Here is a 19,519-nt window from a genome sequence, read left to right as displayed (position 1 = left end):
TTCTATACCTGCTTATTTTTTTCACTATTGGATAGTTATATCCTTAATTACATCAGAACAACAACAACAAGAGGAGAATTTATGAGCCGCAAACATTTTTGGATTTCCGCCCTACTTTCGTCTTTGACCATGGCCATCATAATGTCCGGATTGATTTCGGGCTATAAATTGGGCTTTAGTAACGAGTGGCCAGCGATTTGGCTAGATAGCTTTCTTCTGGCATGGCCAGCAGCTCTAACACTTAACTTGACTGTCTTACCGCAAATTAGAAAGTTGTCTAACTGGTTAGCAGGCGCAAACTCTTTCTCGCAGGCTTAAAGCGTTTAAAAAACAAAAAGGGGACCTCACGTCCCCTTGTCATATTTGTTCGAGCCATTATAGCGTGATAATACCTTGCAACTCTCGCTCTCTTTGAGCCGTTATCCAATTGAGGCATTGCTCTTTTAACGTTGAGTCGACTAACGCGATCAAGCGGCATGTCGCATCGCGATGCTTGATCCACTGTCTTTGTACTTCTCTCACATCATCAGCTTCCGGCTTTGGCATCTCATAGTCTTCAGATGGCAGTTTAAGCTGATTCATCACCTTTTTATAAGTAGCGTTGAGCTGACTATCGGTTTTAGCGAGCGAATTTGAAACGGGCTCTATATCGCCTTGAATAGCTTTATCTAGCATAGAAAGGTAAAGATCCTTCTGCTCTTGAATCGAGCTTATTATCCAAGCAGTACGCCCCGTACCACCATGCATTTCTTCTTGCTGCGCTTTGAGCGTGACAAAGTCTTCCATCTCTTTGTAGGCACGTTCCAAAAGAGCATGGCTTTCCCCTGGCAGCTTTTCTGTTAATGAGGCTATCTCACTCTGACGACGTTTCTCCTGCTCTACGGCATCCCTATCAGCGCAATAGCCAGCCCCAGATCCACTAGTCACATACTGACATAGATTAAAAGGCACGACCTGATCATTTTTCCAATGCTGATAATAGTCTGTCACCGCATACGACAACTCTGCTGGGACCTCTCCTCCACGGGTGATCAGCCAAAAGATAAGTTCAGGGTCTGGGTTACCAAAAACACTCCCCTTCTTAGAGGCTTGTTCTGCAAGTTCCCACACGTCATAGAAGGGCCAATCGCCATCTTCATCCTTTACTTGGTATATATCGAAAAAGGCATCACTATCTCGCTCAGGAACTTCAGCCGCATAAGTAAGAACTTGGACGGTACGATCTTCATCATAAAGAGATAAGTTCGTGTTGTGTTGTTTCGCTTTGTGGTAGGTAGCAAGTGCGTTTTTGGGATCGGACATTTTGATGCTACCCGCGCGAAAAAACACCTTATCTAGATAGTATTCAAGGGCCTGTTGATGACCTTGCTCAGCGGCTTGCTGCAAATGGTAGACACTCTCTTCATCCGGTAAAATGTATTGGTAAGCAAGTCTAAAGTGCGCTTCGGCATTGCCGTGTTCAGCCGCCTGAGTAAACAAAGTCTGTGCTTGTTTTTTATCGCCTGCTTCATAAAGCTGCTGTGCTTTCGTCACGAAATCCAGCTCGGTTGAAGCAGCGGAAAAAGCTATGCTGCAAGCCAAGATAATAGGAAGAAATTTGGTCATCATTGGTCCATCAATAACAAAATAAGCAGAGTGAATCCTCTTTCGAGTTTGGTATCAGCTCTATTATTAACACGCGAAAACGAAAAAAGGGATCGAATCGATCCCTTTTTGGTTTATCTGATGTTCAGCGCTTAGCAATTAAAGCTCTGCGTTGTGGTAAACCTGCTGCACGTCGTCACAGTCATCTAGAAGATCTAAGAACTTCTGGAACTTCTCTGCATCTTCACCCGCAACTGGCGTGTGAGTTTGAGGTACGAAAGTGATCTCTTCTACATCAAGAGCCAGATCTGGGAACGCACCGCTTAGAGCCGTCTTAGTTTTGAAGAATTCTGTGTGAGGAGCGAATACCGTAATGACACCATCTTCAAGTTCAACGTCTGTCACGTCTACGTCTTCCATCATCAGCGTCTCTAGGATGATTTCATCATCATCGCCTTTGAACTGGAATACTGCTTGGTGATCAAACATGTGTGAAACAGAACCTTCAACACCAATTTTCGCACCTGTTTTAACGAAACATTGGCGTACATCTTGGAAAGTACGGTTACCGTTGTCAGTTAGGCAATCAACGATGACGCTTGTGCCGCCAGGACCAAAGCCTTCGTAGCGTGCAGGGACGTAGTCTTCACCACCACCACCAGTAGCTTTATCAATCGCTTTGTCGATAACGTGTGCAGGAACTTGGTCTTTTTTCGCTTTTGCGATCAGGTGCTTAAGAGACAAGTTCATGTCTGGATCTGCACCGCCATTTTTCGCGCACATGTAAATTTCTTTACCGTATTTGGAATAAACTTTAATTTTTGCGCCAGCAGTTTTAGCCATTGAGGCTTTGCGCACTTCAAAACTTCTTCCCATCGGGATGTTCTCTCTAATTCAATTTAACGCGAAGGATTTTAGCAAAAAGCGAGCACATTTCAATTTCTCGCCTTGCAGAGAAAATGGTTACGTTACGCGACGCCCATTACTCGCTTATATTTAGCTACAGACTCTAGGAATGAAGCCTTTTCTTCTTCATCGGCAATTTTGGCTGCCTCCTGATCAATCTCATCAGGCACAGCTTTCGCTTCACGAAGCTTCCAAACTAAAAAAGAAGCTTGCTTATCAAGTTCAATCTTGTTTTTTTCGCTTGCGGGGAGAGTTGACAGGTTTATCGACATAGCAAAATTTAAATCTGTAAAAATATGGGGAGGGAATATACCACACCCAAAGCGAATGTAGCGAGGAATTGCAGTGGGAGTGAAGGGTTAGATCAAAAAACTCTCAAAAACAAAGGGTGGCTTTCCTGTGCCACCCTTAGGTAATCGCATATGTGTGTCACAACTAGTGCAAAATGCCTAGTTCCTTTGCCTCTTCGATAGTTAACCCACTCTCACGAATCTCTTTTAATGCTTCGATACGACGACGAGCTTCGGCAGATTTGGCACCCTTAGTCGGCTTTTGTGACTCTACTTCTTCCGTGAAGTCCCACTTGCCAGCAATTTTACTCATTTCATCATGGTCAATAGAATTAATGGACATAATAACCTCCGAACAAACCATGCTAGGGACAACTAATCTGTAGCAAAACCACTCGCCCCTTGTTAAGAATTTTAGCTCCATAATGTGATTGTGCTAATAGTTCAGAAACTCTTACTGTTTTTTGTATAAATAAGTTTTGCGCCGACGGTTTTAGCGCAGTACATTTAGAGGATTACCCCTACAAAAATGAAGGCGATCCGAGTCTCATTTTTAGCCTTGCTTGTTCCTCTTCTTCATATAGCTCTGCCTATAATCCGAGCGCTTTTTCGAGTCACTTCACCCTTTTTGCTTATCCTTCTTTTCTCTTACAAAATAAGTATTAATGATAATCATTACCTTTTATGTTTTGAGTAAGATTATGAGTGAACTAGCTAAGGCGCATGCCTTTCATGCTGACCCGATCATCAAGATTCGGGATTTATGTATCGACTACATTACCGACACGGGCGACTTCAACGCAGTGAAGTCTGTCAGTTTTGACATAGGCAAAGGTGAAATATTTGGCCTTGCCGGCGAATCAGGCTGTGGTAAAAGCACCATCGCTTTTGCGATTAATCGTCTACATAAGCCACCTGCGTTTATCTCTGGCGGTGAAATTCATTTCGAGGGGCAAGACCTACTTAGGCTATCCGATAAAGATCTCGGGGCTATCCGTTGGAGCAAAATAGCCATGGTCTTTCAAAGTGCCATGAACTCACTCAATCCTGTCCTGCCAATTCAAGAGCAATTTGCCGACGTCCTGCGCCACCATAGAGGCATGAGCGAAGAACAAGCCAAAGAGCGCGCTGAAAAGCTGCTCGATTTAGTCAACATTCCCCATGAACGTCTCACTGAATACCCTCACCAGTTCAGTGGCGGCATGAGACAACGACTGGTCATCGCTATCGCTCTATCGCTCAATCCAAAGCTGATCATTATGGATGAACCGACCACGGCACTGGATGTGGTAGTACAACGTGAAATTTTGCAGCAAATCTATCAGCTACGTGAAGAGTTTGGATTCTCGGTTCTGTTTATTACTCACGATTTAGCCCTGATGAGCCAATTATGCGACCGTATCGCCATCATGCGTCATGGCGAAATTGTTGAGGTCAATCAGTCAAAGCATATACGCAACAACCCTCATCACCCATATACGCAAAAACTATGGGCCTCATTCCCGAACATTCACAAAGGTAAACATCAGCAGCAAGGAGCCCTCGCATGATCCAACCCATCATTCAACTCAACAATGTGGTTAAAGAGTTCACTATCGGCGGTGGATTTGCGTCTGTTGAGCGATTTAAAGCCCTGCAAGGGATAACCCTCAATCTGCATAAAGGCCATACCTTAGCGCTAGTTGGAGAGTCTGGTTGTGGGAAGAGTACTTGCGCACGTTTGATCACCAAGGTCTACCCTGCGACCTCAGGTGATATTCTATTTAATGGCAAAAACATTAATGAAATCACTAGCAAGAAAGAGCTGCTTGATTACCGAAGTAAAGTACAAATGGTGTTTCAAGACCCGTTTGGTTCGCTAAATCCTACCCAAACCATTGAGCATCATTTAACTCGTCCACTTCAGATTCACAAGCAAGTAGCCAATAAAGCCGACATCCCAGCAAAGTTGAACGAGCTAATGGAGTTAGTAGAACTCGCTCCTGACACCTTAAAAAAGTACCCACATGAACTAAGTGGTGGTCAAAGACAAAGAGTTAACCTAGCCAGAGCCCTAGCTGTTGGGGCAGAGGTCATTCTCGCCGACGAACCGACCTCGATGCTAGACGTCTCTATTCGTCTTGGCGTACTGAATCTGATGCAACGGATGAAAAAAGATCTGGGGATTGGCTTTTTGTACATCACCCACGATCTTGCGACTGCCCACTACATTGCCGAAGAAACCGCCGTTATGTACAAAGGCCAGATTGTTGAGTGGGGTGACACTCAAGCGATCTTAACCGATCCACAACACCCTTATACCAAGCTTCTGATCTCCGCTGTGCCCGATCCAGATCTGCCGTTTGGTCAATTGGTGGAAAATGAACCAAACTATTCATTAGATGCCGATCAGATCCGTGAACAAAGTGCGATTGTGAAAGAAGGGTTTGATCAAGTAGGGCCAAATCATTTCGTAAAACATTGGGTTAAGGCAGCATGAATCAATTAGATACGTGGGTAGAGCAGATCGGGATCTGGTATCAACACCGAAAGCATGATCAAGGAAGTAATCTTGAATCATTGATCCTATCACCGCCCGATCAAATTTGGGGACCACTGATTTCAGATCAACAGAGTAAAGCCATTGCTTGCTGGTTAGATGGTTGCCTGCGTATCTTCGATCACTCACGTTACGACTCACCAAATAAGGCATACCAGTTCTTACAGCTTGCCTACAGTAAGCTGCAACAAGTGGTGTCGAATCCAGCCAGCGAAATGGAACTTAAAGATTGGTGTATGAAACGAATGCAGCACCTTACGGTACTAAGCCTAGAGTTTTGCAATCAGCAAAGTCATAGTGGTTGGCAAGAGCAGTCCCATCAACTAATTAATGCCCATGTCCGGTTTATGGCAGCTCATGCTTGGAATGAACCTCGGAACAATGATCAAGGTTTAGTCTTGTGAAAGCACCAATTATTTATACCAATAAAAACGCCCTCACAGCTACGGAGGGCGTCTATATGCTTCAAATCAATCACTCGCCATTAGGGTGTATATTTGAAATTGCTGGTGTTTAAACAACTGGTGTTGATATCACGCATGGTTTCTGGATTATTGATCGCACTAAGCACGATATCTTTTAGACAGATGTTTTCTCCATCTCTAGCATCCGTAATGATCCCATGTCCCCCATCATCCGATACCAAACTTAACTTATTTGAGAACTTAGTCGACGAAACGTCAGCCCAAGCAGGGGGCGTTTGACCATCGTTAGCACCACTTAGTAATAAAACAGGATAAGTTACAGGTGTCATCGAGGCATAGTTGCTAGCAGAGACAGTGCTTACGCTCCAAGCCTCACAAGCTTCGCTGCTCAGTCCTAGGTGGTGGCTTGTATCGACAACACTCTGCACATTCGCTCCCCACTTCCCACGGCTTGGGTGAACTGAGTGATGGGCAGGCTTGACAGGTTCCTCTGCGCAGATATTAGACAACCCCATTCCTGTAAACATATCAGGTTCTAAAGCACTATAGGAATCCGTCGCCATAGAAATAATATCGGACTCAATTTGAGCTTTGGTAAGATTCAGCAGTGCTACTGGCTCATATTTTTTGTCTCCTTGAACGCTGTAAGTACGGCTCATGCTCTCTTGAACCAAATAATTGAGCAAGGGTAACCGATACTGCTCGCCAATCTCGCCAAGACGAGTGTTAAGAGCCGATTTTAGAGTGTTTTCATTGCAATAAATGCCACTACGGCGACAAACTTCCAATAAGCGGTCAAGCGACTCATAGTTTGACCAAGGCATATCCTTGATGCCATTGACCTCTATCGGAAACACGCCATCCAGCACCATCATTTGAATAGCATTGGATGTCTGATACCCTGAATTAATCTGCTTTTGCTCTTCACGCGCCATTGTCATGGCTAGACGTGTTCCATATGACACACCATAGAGCTTCCAGCCGTTATCTAGTTGCTTCGCTTGGGTCAGCTTTTTCTCAAGTACAAGTAAATCTAATGCATTGTTGACATTGGTGTATTGGTCTAAAACAACACCATTGTTAGTGTACTTGCTTTTACAATCTTTGATTTGCTGAGTCGTACCAGAGTCACCAAAATCACAACTCAGTGAAGGTGTAGAATAGCCGGTACCACGCTGATCAACGAAATAGATATCATGGTTGGAAGAGAGAGCGGGGAAGTGACTATTACTATAGCCAGCAGTACTTAATGACATTCCTCCAGGTCCACCATCTAAGAAAACAAATGAACCTTTTTTAGCACCTTGAGCGCTCGTCTTAGCAACGGCGATTTGAATCTTCTTACCGTTAGGTTGCGCGTAATCTTCCGGCACTTGTAAAAGCCAGCAACTATCAACGGTATTTGGCTGAACATAGTTCTTGCCAACCAATTGTAGTTGATTACATTGCACCGTTTGAAGTTCTGCCGACGCGTTTGATAACGTAGACAAGTTCAGAAGATTGTTACTGGTTGTTGATGGAGTGCTTCCTTCATCTCCTCCCCCACATCCAGCTATCGCTGTCGCAATCGCTAATACTGCTAACTTTCTATTCATCTACGAAACGTCTCTACTCAAATATAATTAGCGGAGCGTACTATCGATTTCCACAATAAAACATGAAAGGAATGGTCTTGATAATTGCGCCTTTTTTCTTTTAAGAAGCGACAAAAGGATTGCTGGAAATAAAGACGGAACGATGATCAAGGGTAACTACCTTGATCATCGTTGCGGAATGAGTATGTAGTTCACTGAATTTTAGGCAAAAAAAAAGCGAGCTCGGAGAACTCGCAAAATATTCAGAATGAATGTAACAATATGAGCCAATCTATCAGGGATAATCCTATCCCTCATTCATCAGAAAGGACAAAAGGTTGTCTATTCGGGATAGATATTATCCAACCGCCACCCGGCCTATGTCAGTTCATTGTCAGGGGAATGTAGTAGCTTTGTTTTATGGTGCGAAAAATGTTACAAGTTGTATATCAAGGTTAGTAAACGCAATAAAACCAGCGATTAAGATGCTGGCTTTAGTAGATTGAATCTTGTCTTGTGTTACACAGCCACCTCGTCGAGGGCTCTGAAAACACTTTCATCTAGATGCCCTTCAAAAACTTGTTTACACACCTTACGACGCACAGCTAGGCCTGCAATCAAGCGTTCGATAGACAAATGCTTATTCTCACTTTGGCTATTATAAAGTTCAACCATCTTACTCAACGTCTCATAGGGAATAGCTTGGTCACCGACACGTAAGTAATCTAGCTTGTCAATCAACTCCAGACACTCTTCTTGGATTGAGCTATGGGAATGCCCTGTCATAGCAGCCAAAGCCGATATAGAGCGTTCTAGAGCCTCTGAAGAGGTATATTTAGATAGAGTAATGGTGATCTCATCGGCATTGATCTCTACTAGGTGCTTGCGCTGTTTAACTCGGCGTCCAAGTTTGCCACGTGGCGCGCGCTCTTTGCGCTGGATGGGTTCAAACTCACCATCAATAATTTGTGACATCTCTTCGAGTTGCTGCTTCGACACCATTTCATTACGAAGCGGGTTCGGAAGCGTCGGTGCCATATTACGCTTGCCCGCATTGGTGGTACGTGCTCGTGAGTAACGCAGCACTTCTTCCGCATCACACTTAATATCAAACTGATAGTCTTTCACTTTGCCATTCTCGATCATGGTAGAGATCGTTAAGTGATAACCCCAAAGATTAACCAAGAATAGATCTTCTGTGCCCTTCTCTTCTGAGAGCTTTTTCAGCTCACGGATCAGATCCATCGAAAAACGACGCCATTCGATATTTCGCGCCAACTTCTGGTTCAGCTCACTCAATAGCATGGTATCCGCGTGACGGCGCGACATACGGGTACGAAAGTAACTGTACAACTGAAATACCAAGGTATGTTGTTTTAAAATTTCCGGTGGAAACAAGAAGAAATAGTCGCGTGTCAGTAGCTCATCATAAAACGATGGTTCCCAAACAAGGATGTATAGGTTCGGTTTAATGCGTATTTCGCCGTCAGCGCCCTCTGTAGGCGCTTCTTCCGATGCAGTGATGGTACGGGCCAAAAATCTAAAACGATCGCTCTTGAAGCCTTCTGGCATATTTTCACTTAACCAACGACCTGTTAGCTCATGTAACTGAAAATCCGTAAACTCGATCCGGTCAATACTATCGCGAATAGAGTCTCGTGCTGGCCCACTATCCTTTTTACCACGCAGAGAAAGAATATCGGTAATGTACAATGGCGTTTTATTTGGTACATGAGTCCCATCAAGCTGGTACTGATGCTGGTGGTGCTCATGGTACTGAACCGTCAGAGTGAACAACGCAAACAAGGTCATCAAATCGTCCACTGTCATAATATTTTTTGACGATCGTGTCTCGATCACAGCGCGAGTTCCAGAGATCGAAACCATGCTTTTCTGATAACTTTTACGAGTGCGTGGTGGCGCAAGTGCTTGATCTATAATACCTGCCCAGTTGGTTGGTGAAACAACAAACTGATCAGCTTCATCTTTCATCGCTGGTGGTGTATTAAGCCCATGCTCGTTTAATAATCGTTTATTAACTTGAGTTTGCGCCAGAGCTTTTGAGCGTTTCTGTTTCTCGGTTTGTTTGACGGACTCTGTAACCAGACTCGTTGCACCTAAAACGGAGATTAGCTGATTGGGGTTCACGAAACGGTGCAGCATGGTTTTCCCAGCCAGACCTTCTTCAAATCGAACAGGAACCTGTTGAAATAACCCAATATTGACGGCTGCGCGTAACCTTTGCTGGATAGCTGCGCGGGTTACTTGACCATCAGTGGCATCAATCAGTTCAGTTGTAGAAACTAATCCATCTTTGCTGCTAAAACCTCTTAAGGAGATGAGATTAAGAAGTTCGACGATACTTTTCGTAACGCCTTTGAAGTGTTGGTACTGTTCTATCCAATTAACAGCAACTTCAGATACTTCAAATAAGTGTCCATCTTTGTGGCTTCTTGGCGCTTTTATCAGTAGTTTTTCGTCTGAGCTCATTATTAGATCCGTGTCACACTAGCCGTAATATCGCTATAGTTCCGAAAGAATAAAGAAAAAAAGATCATAAATAAAGAAAAAATTATTGCTTTTAAATAACTGATCTTTTTGATTAATCTGATCTTAATTGATTATATGATCTATTGATCCGAGCACTAACCTGGTCATAACTTGTTGTAATTAAATGTTTTTTTTTAAATGACTTAGAAAGCATGATCATGAGTTGTCCGAAAGCATGATCAGTAAGTGTTTGAAAGCATGATCAAATATTATTAGAACGATGATCATCATTGGTTCGAATCAATGATCAATATGATTATGAAAGCATGATCATCATCCCTACACACTTTATCCACAGCCAGAAGAATAACTATTTAGTTCCAATGGGGAAATCCTCTTTTTCTCCCGCTTACTTTTACGAAACGATGATCAAGGTGAGCGAGATTGTGAGCCTGATTGAACGCTATTTATACGATATCGTTAGTTGAACAACAATCTACATCGCTAAGTCTCATTCATCCACTGATAAATAGTTTTCTGAAAGCATGATCAAGAAATCTGCGCTGTATTTGTTATTGTTTCACTTGTCATTCAACAATCCGCTAGTGTTGGGCTTAATTGAGCCCTAACTCTTACTTCATCTGCATTTTTCCGTAAGTTGACGCTATTTTTTCATGCTTCCGAGCTTCTATTACACTTGATCATTGTTCCGTAATTTGATCATTCCAATGGGATCACTAGTGAGTACATTTTCTGCTTCGATTATCCTTGATCATCGTTCCTAATTGGTCGCAAATCCCTGAAAGCATGATCACCAAAGCTTCCTTGATCATTGTTCCTATACCTTTGTATACCTCAATAGGCGTTCGCATACTCGTTTATATATTTTTGCTCGAATACTTGTTTCTGTTTACTGAACCTAAGTCAAAAATGCATGCTCCGTAAATTGGGGTTGATTCTTAATCGTTCCGATGAAATTTTTTGTAAAAATAATTATCTATTATGTTTACATTGTAAATAAGTGACACTGCAACATTTTTAATCTGCTGTCTTATTTGAGCGTAGTTATACATTTATATAGCTGTGGACTGCCCCATTATTGCTCAATGGCATTAAAATTTATGTCAGAATTCTATTTAATGTGATTTAAATCTATAATTGAACGTTCACCTTTTTATTGTCTGTTATGGGTAATGCTGTACAATGGATTTCAGGTCATTAATAACGGAATTTGGCAAATGAAACGAGAACATACGATTGATAGTCTCATTCAGCTAGCGGAAAAAACTGCTCAGGTTCAGGCTGATCGTATCGAAATTGTATTGGAAGAACGCAGCGACGAACATTTTCCACCAATGTCGAAGGCATTGATGGAAACTCGTTCTGGTTTAACCCGACGTAAACTAGACGATGCAATCAATAAGCTTGAAGAGTCTGGCCATCAATTTACTAAGAATAATGCCAACCATTATTCAATTTCATTGCAAGAAGCGCATATGTTGATGGATGCTGCTGGTATTCCAAACTTCCATGAACGTAAGAATAACAGTGAAAACAAACCTTGGATCATCAATGTGCAGAACCAAAAGGGTGGTACTGGCAAATCGATGACTGCGGTTCACCTTGCTGCTTGCTTAGCATTGAATCTAGATAAACGTTACCGAATTTGCCTTATAGATTTGGATCCACAGGGCTCTTTGCGTCTGTTTTTAAATCCTCAGATTAGCTTAAATGACCACGACAATATCTACTCTGCGGTCGATGTTATGCTTGATAATGTCCCAGAGGGAGTTGATGTAGATAACGAGTTCTTACACAGAAATGTGCTGCTACCTACTCAATATCCGAATCTAAAAACAGTATCTGCTTTCCCTGAAGATGCAATGTTTAACGCAGAAGCGTGGCAGCATCTTTCTCAGAATCAATCACTTGATATCGTTAAGCTACTAAAAGAAAAGCTGATCGATAAGATTGCTGATGATTTTGATGTAATCATGATTGATACTGGCCCTCACGTTGACCCTTTAGTGTGGAACGCCATGTATGCATCAAATGCACTGCTTATTCCATGCGCGGCAAAACGTTTAGACTGGGCATCGACGGTTAACTTCTTCCAGCATCTTCCTACTGTGTACGAGATGTTCCCAGAAGATTGGCAAGGCCTAGAATTTGTAAGGCTGATGCCGACAATGTTTGAAGACGACAACAAGAAGCAAGTCGCGGTACTAACAGAAATGAATTACTTGCTCGGCGATCAAGTAACCATGGCAACGATTCCACGTAGCCGTGCATTTGAAACTTGTGCAGATACTTACAGTACCGTGTTTGACTTAACGACGGGTGATTTTGAAGGGGGTAAGAAAACCCTTGCTACTGCGCAAGATGCAGTACAAAAAAGCGCGTTAGAGCTTGAACGCGTTCTACATAGTCATTGGTCATCATTAAATCAGGGGTAAGTAAAAAATGGCAATCAAAACTTCAGATTTAAACGCAAGATTGTTTGGCAAGGCGAATAAGCGCCATGTCACTACACCGCAAGAGGCTCAGCAAGCAGCGAAAGAGCAGGCTCAGGTTATCGAACTTGCTGTCGCCGGTGAAGAGAAAGTTCAATTTGAACTCGTGCGTATTCCAGCGCAACAGATTGCAGAAGAAACCGTTGTGTTTGCAGAAAACGCCCGTGAGCAATCTTTTTTAAACGAACATGCATTATCCGATGTCTTAATCACGCTAAAAGAACGTGGTCAACAGTATCCTGCGGTCGGGCGTAAACGCGAAGATGGCAAAATCGAGGTTCTCGATGGTAGCCGCCGCCGTATGTCATGTACTCTTGCCGACAAAGAGTTCTTGATTTATGTCGGTGAGAATATAAGCACTGAACACGCTAAGTTCTTATCTGATGTAGCTAATGCTCACAAACCTTTGTCTTTGTACGAGAAGGGCAGAGAGATGCTAGCCAAGTTGGAAAGCGGTGACGCTGAAGACCAAAAAGCACTAGCTAAAATGTTCCAGTGCAGTGAGGCTCTCGTGAGTGGAGCGCTGAAAGCCGCAGACTTACCCCTTGAGCTGCTACAAGCGTATCCAAATGTGGCTGAACTTGGTCGCCCAACTATCGTTAAACTGCACAAGCAATTTAATGGCTTAGAGTCTGAAAAACAGGGGAAGCTTCTTGATAAGTGCACCTCAGATAAAGGCTTTGTGTGGCAACGAACTCAGTCTCAAGGTGTAGCTCGAATTACTAAAGAAGTGACAGAGGCGATTGAAACTTGGATCGAAGAGTTATCACCAAGTAAGAAGTCTGCTCCGGCGAAAACGGAGTTAGTTAAGGGGCGAGCGAGCTATACCCGAAAAGGGAATAGCCTAACGTTAAACCTGAAAAAAGTAGATGATGTTCTTATGCAAGAGCTGTTAGACCTAGTTGAGAAAAAGCTAAACTAACAGATACCATAATCGTATTAAGCCGCTATTTGCGGCTTTTTTTGTGCCATAATGGTGGCTAATTGCAACCTTTAGAATTTTCCTTAACTCATGACCGCAATCACAGACCACTTTTCTCAACTGCTAGAAGCCTCTGCTAAGTCTAATCATCGTTATGGTGTTGTCTTAAAAGGCAGTGAACGCTGGCAACAGCAAAGCCTGCAAGCGGTTTTTAGTTTGGTGCCAAGTGAGGATATTTTCTTGCTAGGTGGTGTGAGCGACCCAAAAATAGCAAAAAGTGTTGGCTTTAAAAAAGGTCAGCAGTTACTTGGTCAAGAATGCAAGCTATTATGTTGCGACTTTCGTGATGGCTTCGATGCCAATAGTTTTACCGCGGCAACTGGCTGTGTCCGAGGGGGAGGCTTGGTTGTTATTTTGCCTGAGAAACAGACTCAGCCGACACTTGACCAAGTATGGTTGAATGCGGCATTGCAACAACTCATCGTAATTGAAGAAGACCATCCACTGTTGATACCCGACGTAGTAGAAACACGATCGAGACTGCGCTTTGAGCAGCAAAACCAAGCAGTAGAGAAAATTCTAAAAGTTGTCGAAGGCCACAGAAAGCGACCTCTTGTGATGACTGCAGATCGCGGCAGGGGGAAGAGCAGTGCACTTGGTATTGCTGCTGCGCACATTTTGCAGCAACGTACCATCCATATCATAGTGACTGCTCCGAGTCTGATGACGGTTCAGCCTGTTTTTGAACATGCTCAGCGTTTGTTGCCACAAGCTCATGCAGAGAAAGGGCGCTTGCAGTATAAACAATCGATACTTGAGTTTGTGGCACCGGATGAATTGCTTCGTAGCCAACGTCAGAGCGATTGTCTGTTTGTGGATGAAGCTTCGGCGATTCCTATTCCTATGCTGCAAGAAATGGTTGAGGTTCATCATCGTGCCGTCTTCTCAACGACTATTCATGGCTATGAAGGATGTGGACGAGGTTTTACCGTTAAATTTCGATCTTGGTTAACAATGCACCGCCCAGGGACTCGTTTTTTTCACCTTGATCAACCTATTCGTTGGAATGAGGGGGACCCACTCGAGCAATGGCTGTTTGAATCATTTTTACTAGATGCTGAATTGCCTGATTGGAAAGCTGGCCAGTTAATAGGCCAACTGATTCAGCTTGAGAAGGACAGACTGGTCGCTGAACCTGAGATTTTGCGCTCTTGCTTTGCTCTACTTGTGAATGCTCATTACCAGACATCACCAAATGATTTAATGTTATTACTTAGTGACGACGCCATTCAGTTACACGCCATTTTGGAACAGGGTGTGTGTCTAGCTTGTATGTTAACCGTTGCTGAAGGAAAGTTAGAGAGTGACTTAGTCGAACAGATTCAGCTTGGTCGGCGACGCCCTAAAGGGAATTTGGTTCCCGCGTTAATTGCCAATCAACTTGGAATTGAACAGGCAGCTAAGCAGGCCAGTTTAAGAATTATGCGAATTGCGGTTCACCCAACGTTACAGAGAAAGCACATTGGCAGTGAAATGGTCCAGCAACTGATCGAGCGCTCTGATTATGATTTTTACTCCACCAGCTTTGGCGCGACAACCGAACTGGTTCAGTTTTGGCGTCATTGTGGATTTACTCCAGTTAAATTGGGGACTCTACGGGAGCAAGCGAGTGGCACACACTCACTGGTCATGATCTATGGTGACGTAGAATGGAAGACATCGATTGAACGAAGTTATTCTCTTGTTACTCAGTATGCACTGGGAGAAACATTTAGCGAACTTGAGATTGAACTTGTCCGTAGTTTAATCCTAAATAGTAATGCTTCCGTTACCGAGTCTGGTGTTCAGCCGCTCATTTTGAGCTACAGCCAAGGAGGTGCGAGTTTCGATAGCGTTGCTCCATTCCTAGATCTTTGGTGGAAGAGTTCGCCTGATCTACTTCACAGCGCAACAGATTTGTTTATAAGAAAAGTCGTGCAACGGTGGAGTTGGGATGAGTGCAGTAATTCTTTTGGTTACACTGGACGAAAACAAGTAGAGCAGGCTTTTAGAGATCAAACGCGTGCTATGTTATTGAGTTCGACTTCCTAGCAACAAATTTACACTGTAAAAACGCTCAAAACTTGAAAGTTTAGGAACAATTTACAGTGTAAAGTCCAAATCCCTTACTTGAACATACGGAATTGATTTCGAAGCAATTATTGAAACTCGCAGAAGTATCCCATTTTTTTTCTGATATGAAACGTAATGTAATCCTTTCATATCTAAAGACAATTAAACTTTACACCAATTTTATTCTCAGTAACTCATCCATATTCTGTATATCAGCAACTTGCGAATTAATGATTCCTTCCTACACTCATTGTTAAGCAACATGCTTAATATCGGCTAGGAATAATAATATTAGTAAAGGTTGAAAACATGGAGTGTTTATTACCTGAGTCGTTGGATATTTCAACGGTTCTCGACTCTGCATCCCAGTACAAATCATGGCTTGCACAACACGAACAGCTCAAAATTGATGCGTCCCACGTTGGTCGCGTCGATGCAGCTGGTATTCAGGCGCTTGCCTCATTATTCCATTCTGCCAGATCCAATCAGATAACGATTCAATTAGTGCGACCGACGCCGTCACTGGTCGAAGGCATTATTACGCTTGGTCTGGATGGACAGTTTGATATAAACACAGAAGTTGGAGAAGGGTAATATGACTAAAATTCTAGCTGTGGATGACTCCGTTTCGATACGTCAGATGGTCAGTCATACTTTGCGCGATGCTGGCTATGACGTAGAAACGGCCAATGATGGACGTGATGCGTTGAGCAAAGTCAGCTCCTCGAAATTTGATGTAGTGATATCGGATGTCAATATGCCAAATATGGGGGGCTTTGAGCTTGTCAAAGCATTGCGTGAAAAACCGCAATACAAATTTATCCCGATTCTGATGTTAACCACTGAAACCAGTACAGATAAAAAGCAGCAAGGAAAGTCGGTCGGTGCGACCGGATGGTTAGTGAAGCCGTTTAATCCAGATACGCTATTAAAAACACTAAAACGCGTAATTTAAACGAGCACAAATTCTCACAGAAACGTCATTTGGTGAGGCTACAATATGGCTTTAGACATGGAACAGCTGCGCAAGATGTTTTACGAAGAGTGTCGTGAAAATCTTGAGGTGCTAGAAGATGTACTGCTTAACTTAGATCCATCACATGTAGAAGATGAATCGATCAATACAATATTTCGTGCCGCTCACTCAATTAAGGGGGGAGCCGGCACCTTCAATTTGATCGATATCAGCGAATTCACTCATAACGTTGAAGCTTACCTAGATCTAGTGCGTAACAATGAACGTGTTTTAACGGCAGAAACCATCGATTTATTGCTCAAAAGTGGCGATTGCATACACAGCATGCTTGAAGGACATGAGCAGGGTAGTGAAGTAAATGAACCGCTAAAGCAAGAGGTCGGAGACAAGCTCAGTGCATTATTAGGTGACGAACCAAACAGTGAATATGTCTCTATTGAATCTGAATCAAACTCGCCATCCAATCAAACATCTGTAGATCAAGCGTGGTGTATCCAGTTTTCTCCGTATCCTGAAATGTTTTTTAGTGGCAACGACCCACTACGCATCTTACGTGAACTTAAGGATTTGGATGAATCTTGTCAGATTGTTGCAGATACGACCAAGCTGCCTGATATAGATGATATCGAAGCTGAACTGTGTTTTTTAGCATGGACAACAACCCTTGATGGCAGTGTCGAAGAAGCGTTAATTCGAGAGGTGTTTGAGTGGGTTGAAGATGAATGTGACCTGAAGATAGAAAGGGCACAAGCAAATCTCTCGGCTTCTCAAGAAAACGAAAGCTCCGAGCCTACTTCAATGCATGCAGAGATACAGGATCTTGAGAACAACTCGCCATCTTCAACTTCTACTGAAGAGACGAAAGAGCAAGAACCCAAGGCGACTAAGGTTGCCAAATCAGATACCAGCGTCAGTTCTATTCGAGTCGACATAGACAAAGTTGATAGTTTGATTAACCTCGTCGGCGAGTTGGTCATTACACAGTCCATGCTGACTGAAATTGGTAATGATTTCACCATCGAGAAGTTGGAAAAGCTCAAAACGGGTCTAGATCAGCTACTGCAAAACAGCAAAGATCTACAAGAAAACGTACTCAATATTCGTATGTTGCCGATGAGTTTCGCCTTTAGTCGATTCCCTCGTTTAGTCCGTGACTTATCTGGCCGCTTGGAAAAGCAAGTTGATCTACAAATCAAAGGTGAACAAACAGAGCTGGATAAAACAGTGTTGGAGCGCATTGTTGACCCTCTCGTTCACTTAGTCAGAAATGGCATCGATCATGGCATAGAGCAACCTGAACAACGCCTTGCAGCTGGTAAGAGTGAAGTTGGGACAATAGAGCTTAATGCTTATCACCAAGGTGGCTCAATAGTCATTGAAATAAACGATGATGGCGCAGGATTAAATTGTGACAAGCTATGGAACAAAGCTCTAGAAAAAGGAGTGCTTGCACAGGACTCTCGTCGAGAAGAGTATTCTGACAAGCAAATCATGAACCTTATTTTTGCCCCCGGTTTCTCTACCGCAGAAGAAGTCTCAGACATCTCTGGTCGAGGGGTAGGTATGGATGTGGTCAGAAGAAATATTGAGGAGCTTGGTGGTCATATCGAAGTGGAATCTGAGCTGGGCAGGGGAAGCAGCTTTACTATCAGTTTGCCTTTAACCCTAGCCATTCTGGACGGCCAATTGGTGCGAGTCGGAAGGGAGGTCTATGTCATCCCGCTGCTAACCATTGTGGAGTCTATCCAAATTGATCCGAACTGTATAAAGCTCGCGTCTGGAGGCATTGAACTCTACCGCCTACGGGAAGAGAACATACCAATACTTCGCCTTCAAGATGAACTAGAAATGGGAAGTAGCGATGGGCTGGATAATGGCATCCTTTGTTTCGTTGAAGGGGCCGGTAATCGAGTGGGTTTGTTGCTAAATGAGTTGCTTGATCAGCAGCAAGTTGTCATCAAGAGCCTTGAGTCCAATTACAGTAAAGTCGCTGGGATTTCTGGAGCAACGATATTAGGTGACGGTTCTGTTTCGCTCATTTTAGATATTCAGGGACTTATTACGAACTTCTTAAAACGAACGTCTGAAACGACTCACAAAGGCGTGGCGGCCTAAGGAGCAAACATGGATACAGTGACGAGTGACATCACCAATGTCAATGATATCTCGGGAGTGGCTAAGCAGAATATTGAGGCTCAGACTGCGGCGATGCTGGAAAATGTCAGTGGCGAAGTGAGCGAGAGCGCTGATTTTCTGAGCTTCAAACTCGACCATGAGCTGTATGGTGTAGAAATTAAAGATGTCGAAGAGATCCGTGTCTGGGAGAGACCAACGCCTATACCTAGAGCACCGAAGTTTGTGCGTGGTGTGATTAACTTGCGGGGTATGATTGTGCCCGTCATTGATTTGAGACTGCGTTTTTCAATTGGCACTAATGACTATCGTCCTACTACCGTGGTTATTGTGCTGCGATACAGTGACGATGAGCAAGAGCGTTTGATGGGCCTGGTTGTCGATGCGGTCAGTGATGTGGTTAGCCAGGGAAGTAATGAGCTTTACCCTGCGGTGGGAGAGTCTCTTGTTACACCATACCTCCAAGGCTTGATTAATGTCGGAGATCATGTGATGTCGCTACTTGATACTGAAGAACTGCTCAATATCGACCGAATTCTGAGGGCTGATAGATGATTATGACCGAAGAGTTTCTTAGCTTCGTTCTTGAGGGAGAAGAGTACGGAGTGCCTATTTTAGATGTCCGCGAGGTTCGAGGGTGGAGCGCTGTAAGGCAAGTCCCTAATTCTCCTAACTATATGAAAGGTGTACTAGAGATTCGAGGGGAATACGTACCTATTGTCGATCTCCGTATGCGTTTTGACTTGTCGCCAGCCGAAATCAGTTCTACGACAGTCGTGATTGTTCTTAACGACTCACATAAACACCCGCTTGGCATCATTGTTGATGGAGTTTCAGAGGTCTACCCGCTGACCGAAGAGGAAATCAAACCGTCGCCCCATGTCTCGACAAGTGTTGATCATAGCTACGTGCGTGGTATCGCATCTGTTAATAACGGTCACTTAATACTTATTCACATGGAAGCTCTTTTTGATGTTGCTGAGCTTCCGGTACCCAACCAAGAGGAAGAGAGTTGGGCCTAATACCAATGTAAGTCAAGTCGTGTCTATTTATAT

Annotated in this window: 18 protein-coding genes; 12 read left to right on the top strand and 6 right to left on the bottom strand. The window is 43.5% G+C overall.

Going from position 1 to position 19,519, the window contains the following annotated elements; translation table 11 throughout:
* Positions 1–81 precede the first annotated feature (81 nt).
* Positions 82–318 carry a DUF2798 domain-containing protein gene (locus APB76_RS05425; protein WP_054961200.1) on the top strand — a complete coding sequence of 79 codons (237 nt, stop codon included), beginning with the start codon at positions 82–84 and terminating at the stop codon, positions 316–318.
* A 57-nt stretch (positions 319–375) separates the two neighbouring features.
* On the opposite strand, the gene APB76_RS05420 is transcribed toward APB76_RS05425, so the two are convergent.
* The 4 genes from APB76_RS05420 to APB76_RS05405 form a co-directional block, all read right to left on the bottom strand.
* Positions 376–1,608: a lysozyme inhibitor LprI family protein gene (locus APB76_RS05420; protein WP_237767881.1), complete on the bottom strand. Its 1,233-nt coding sequence runs from the start codon at positions 1,606–1,608 to the stop codon at positions 376–378.
* Positions 1,609–1,743: 135 nt separating this feature from the next.
* Complete coding sequence (locus APB76_RS05415) at positions 1,744–2,460, bottom strand: YebC/PmpR family DNA-binding transcriptional regulator (protein WP_054961201.1); 717 nt, start codon at positions 2,458–2,460, stop codon at positions 1,744–1,746.
* 92 nt (positions 2,461–2,552) lie between these two features.
* On the bottom strand, positions 2,553–2,762 hold the full coding sequence (locus APB76_RS05410; protein WP_038202197.1) for a DUF3283 family protein: 210 nt from the start codon (positions 2,760–2,762) through the stop codon (positions 2,553–2,555).
* A gap of 163 nt (positions 2,763–2,925) precedes the next feature.
* Positions 2,926–3,123 carry a PA3496 family putative envelope integrity protein gene (locus tag APB76_RS05405; protein ID WP_004746308.1) on the bottom strand — a complete coding sequence of 66 codons (198 nt, stop codon included), beginning with the start codon at positions 3,121–3,123 and terminating at the stop codon, positions 2,926–2,928.
* Positions 3,124–3,481: 358 nt separating this feature from the next.
* On the opposite strand from APB76_RS05405, the gene APB76_RS05400 reads away from it, so the two are divergent.
* From APB76_RS05400 to APB76_RS05390, 3 genes are read left to right on the top strand one after another with little or no spacing between them, the layout of a single operon-like run.
* On the top strand, positions 3,482–4,330 hold the full coding sequence (locus tag APB76_RS05400) for an ABC transporter ATP-binding protein (protein WP_054961202.1): 849 nt from the start codon (positions 3,482–3,484) through the stop codon (positions 4,328–4,330).
* Complete coding sequence (locus tag APB76_RS05395; RefSeq protein ID WP_054961203.1) at positions 4,327–5,259, top strand: ABC transporter ATP-binding protein; 933 nt, start codon at positions 4,327–4,329, stop codon at positions 5,257–5,259. Before APB76_RS05400 ends, APB76_RS05395 begins: the two co-directional genes overlap by 4 nt.
* Positions 5,256–5,723 (top strand): hypothetical protein, encoded by a 468-nt coding sequence (locus APB76_RS05390; RefSeq protein ID WP_054961204.1) that lies wholly within the window; start codon positions 5,256–5,258, stop codon positions 5,721–5,723. The genes APB76_RS05395 and APB76_RS05390 overlap by 4 nt, the downstream gene beginning before the upstream one ends.
* Positions 5,724–5,803: 80 nt before the next feature.
* Here the strand turns inward: APB76_RS05390 and APB76_RS05385 are convergent, their stop codons facing one another.
* Together APB76_RS05385 and APB76_RS05380 are read right to left on the bottom strand one after the other, a co-directional pair.
* Positions 5,804–7,339 carry an alpha/beta fold hydrolase gene (locus tag APB76_RS05385; RefSeq protein ID WP_054961205.1) on the bottom strand — a complete coding sequence of 512 codons (1,536 nt, stop codon included), beginning with the start codon at positions 7,337–7,339 and terminating at the stop codon, positions 5,804–5,806.
* A gap of 498 nt (positions 7,340–7,837) precedes the next feature.
* The gene (locus tag APB76_RS05380) at positions 7,838–9,808 is read right to left on the bottom strand and encodes a replication initiator protein RctB domain-containing protein (protein WP_049845872.1); all 1,971 of its coding nucleotides are present in this window, start codon (positions 9,806–9,808) and stop codon (positions 7,838–7,840) included.
* 1,238 nt (positions 9,809–11,046) lie between these two features.
* Between APB76_RS05380 and APB76_RS05375 the strand changes: the two genes are divergently transcribed.
* The 8 genes from APB76_RS05375 (at position 11,047) to APB76_RS05340 (ending at position 19,486) form a co-directional block, all read left to right on the top strand.
* On the top strand, positions 11,047–12,264 hold the full coding sequence (locus tag APB76_RS05375; RefSeq protein WP_049845871.1) for a ParA family protein: 1,218 nt from the start codon (positions 11,047–11,049) through the stop codon (positions 12,262–12,264).
* 7 nt (positions 12,265–12,271) lie between these two features.
* A complete protein-coding gene (locus APB76_RS05370; protein ID WP_049845870.1) occupies positions 12,272–13,243 on the top strand; it encodes a ParB/RepB/Spo0J family partition protein in 972 nt (323 codons plus the stop codon).
* Positions 13,244–13,333: 90 nt separating this feature from the next.
* Positions 13,334–15,334: a tRNA(Met) cytidine acetyltransferase TmcA gene (locus tag APB76_RS05365; protein ID WP_054961206.1), complete on the top strand. Its 2,001-nt coding sequence runs from the start codon at positions 13,334–13,336 to the stop codon at positions 15,332–15,334.
* A gap of 330 nt (positions 15,335–15,664) precedes the next feature.
* On the top strand, positions 15,665–15,949 hold the full coding sequence (locus APB76_RS05360) for an STAS domain-containing protein (RefSeq protein ID WP_049845868.1): 285 nt from the start codon (positions 15,665–15,667) through the stop codon (positions 15,947–15,949).
* A gap of 1 nt (position 15,950) precedes the next feature.
* Positions 15,951–16,310 (top strand): response regulator, encoded by a 360-nt coding sequence (locus APB76_RS05355; RefSeq protein ID WP_049845867.1) that lies wholly within the window; start codon positions 15,951–15,953, stop codon positions 16,308–16,310.
* A 45-nt stretch (positions 16,311–16,355) separates the two neighbouring features.
* A complete protein-coding gene (locus APB76_RS05350; RefSeq protein ID WP_054961207.1) occupies positions 16,356–18,446 on the top strand; it encodes a chemotaxis protein CheA in 2,091 nt (696 codons plus the stop codon).
* A 9-nt stretch (positions 18,447–18,455) separates the two neighbouring features.
* Positions 18,456–19,019: a chemotaxis protein CheW gene (locus tag APB76_RS05345; RefSeq protein ID WP_082880279.1), complete on the top strand. Its 564-nt coding sequence runs from the start codon at positions 18,456–18,458 to the stop codon at positions 19,017–19,019.
* Positions 19,016–19,486: a chemotaxis protein CheW gene (locus APB76_RS05340; protein WP_049845864.1), complete on the top strand. Its 471-nt coding sequence runs from the start codon at positions 19,016–19,018 to the stop codon at positions 19,484–19,486. The genes APB76_RS05345 and APB76_RS05340 overlap by 4 nt, the downstream gene beginning before the upstream one ends.
* The last annotated feature ends 33 nt before the right edge of the window (positions 19,487–19,519 follow it).

Source organism: Vibrio bivalvicida (assembly GCF_001399455.2).
GTDB lineage: Bacteria > Pseudomonadota > Gammaproteobacteria > Enterobacterales > Vibrionaceae > Vibrio > Vibrio bivalvicida.
The sequence above is the reverse complement of the archived record's forward strand: the minus strand, read 5'-3'. Positions and strand labels throughout refer to the sequence as shown.

Coding starts and splice junctions, on each gene's coding strand:
- APB76_RS05425 (WP_054961200.1), top strand. CDS start 82: ATGAGCCGCAAACATTTTTGGATTTCCGCCCTACTTTCGTCTTTGACC.
- APB76_RS05420 (WP_237767881.1), bottom strand. CDS start 1,608: ATGATGACCAAATTTCTTCCTATTATCTTGGCTTGCAGCATAGCTTTT.
- APB76_RS05415 (WP_054961201.1), bottom strand. CDS start 2,460: ATGGGAAGAAGTTTTGAAGTGCGCAAAGCCTCAATGGCTAAAACTGCT.
- APB76_RS05410 (WP_038202197.1), bottom strand. CDS start 2,762: ATGTCGATAAACCTGTCAACTCTCCCCGCAAGCGAAAAAAACAAGATT.
- APB76_RS05405 (WP_004746308.1), bottom strand. CDS start 3,123: ATGTCCATTAATTCTATTGACCATGATGAAATGAGTAAAATTGCTGGC.
- APB76_RS05400 (WP_054961202.1), top strand. CDS start 3,482: ATGAGTGAACTAGCTAAGGCGCATGCCTTTCATGCTGACCCGATCATC.
- APB76_RS05395 (WP_054961203.1), top strand. CDS start 4,327: ATGATCCAACCCATCATTCAACTCAACAATGTGGTTAAAGAGTTCACT.
- APB76_RS05390 (WP_054961204.1), top strand. CDS start 5,256: ATGAATCAATTAGATACGTGGGTAGAGCAGATCGGGATCTGGTATCAA.
- APB76_RS05385 (WP_054961205.1), bottom strand. CDS start 7,339: ATGAATAGAAAGTTAGCAGTATTAGCGATTGCGACAGCGATAGCTGGA.
- APB76_RS05380 (WP_049845872.1), bottom strand. CDS start 9,808: ATGAGCTCAGACGAAAAACTACTGATAAAAGCGCCAAGAAGCCACAAA.
- APB76_RS05375 (WP_049845871.1), top strand. CDS start 11,047: ATGAAACGAGAACATACGATTGATAGTCTCATTCAGCTAGCGGAAAAA.
- APB76_RS05370 (WP_049845870.1), top strand. CDS start 12,272: ATGGCAATCAAAACTTCAGATTTAAACGCAAGATTGTTTGGCAAGGCG.
- APB76_RS05365 (WP_054961206.1), top strand. CDS start 13,334: ATGACCGCAATCACAGACCACTTTTCTCAACTGCTAGAAGCCTCTGCT.
- APB76_RS05360 (WP_049845868.1), top strand. CDS start 15,665: ATGGAGTGTTTATTACCTGAGTCGTTGGATATTTCAACGGTTCTCGAC.
- APB76_RS05355 (WP_049845867.1), top strand. CDS start 15,951: ATGACTAAAATTCTAGCTGTGGATGACTCCGTTTCGATACGTCAGATG.
- APB76_RS05350 (WP_054961207.1), top strand. CDS start 16,356: ATGGCTTTAGACATGGAACAGCTGCGCAAGATGTTTTACGAAGAGTGT.
- APB76_RS05345 (WP_082880279.1), top strand. CDS start 18,456: ATGGATACAGTGACGAGTGACATCACCAATGTCAATGATATCTCGGGA.
- APB76_RS05340 (WP_049845864.1), top strand. CDS start 19,016: ATGATTATGACCGAAGAGTTTCTTAGCTTCGTTCTTGAGGGAGAAGAG.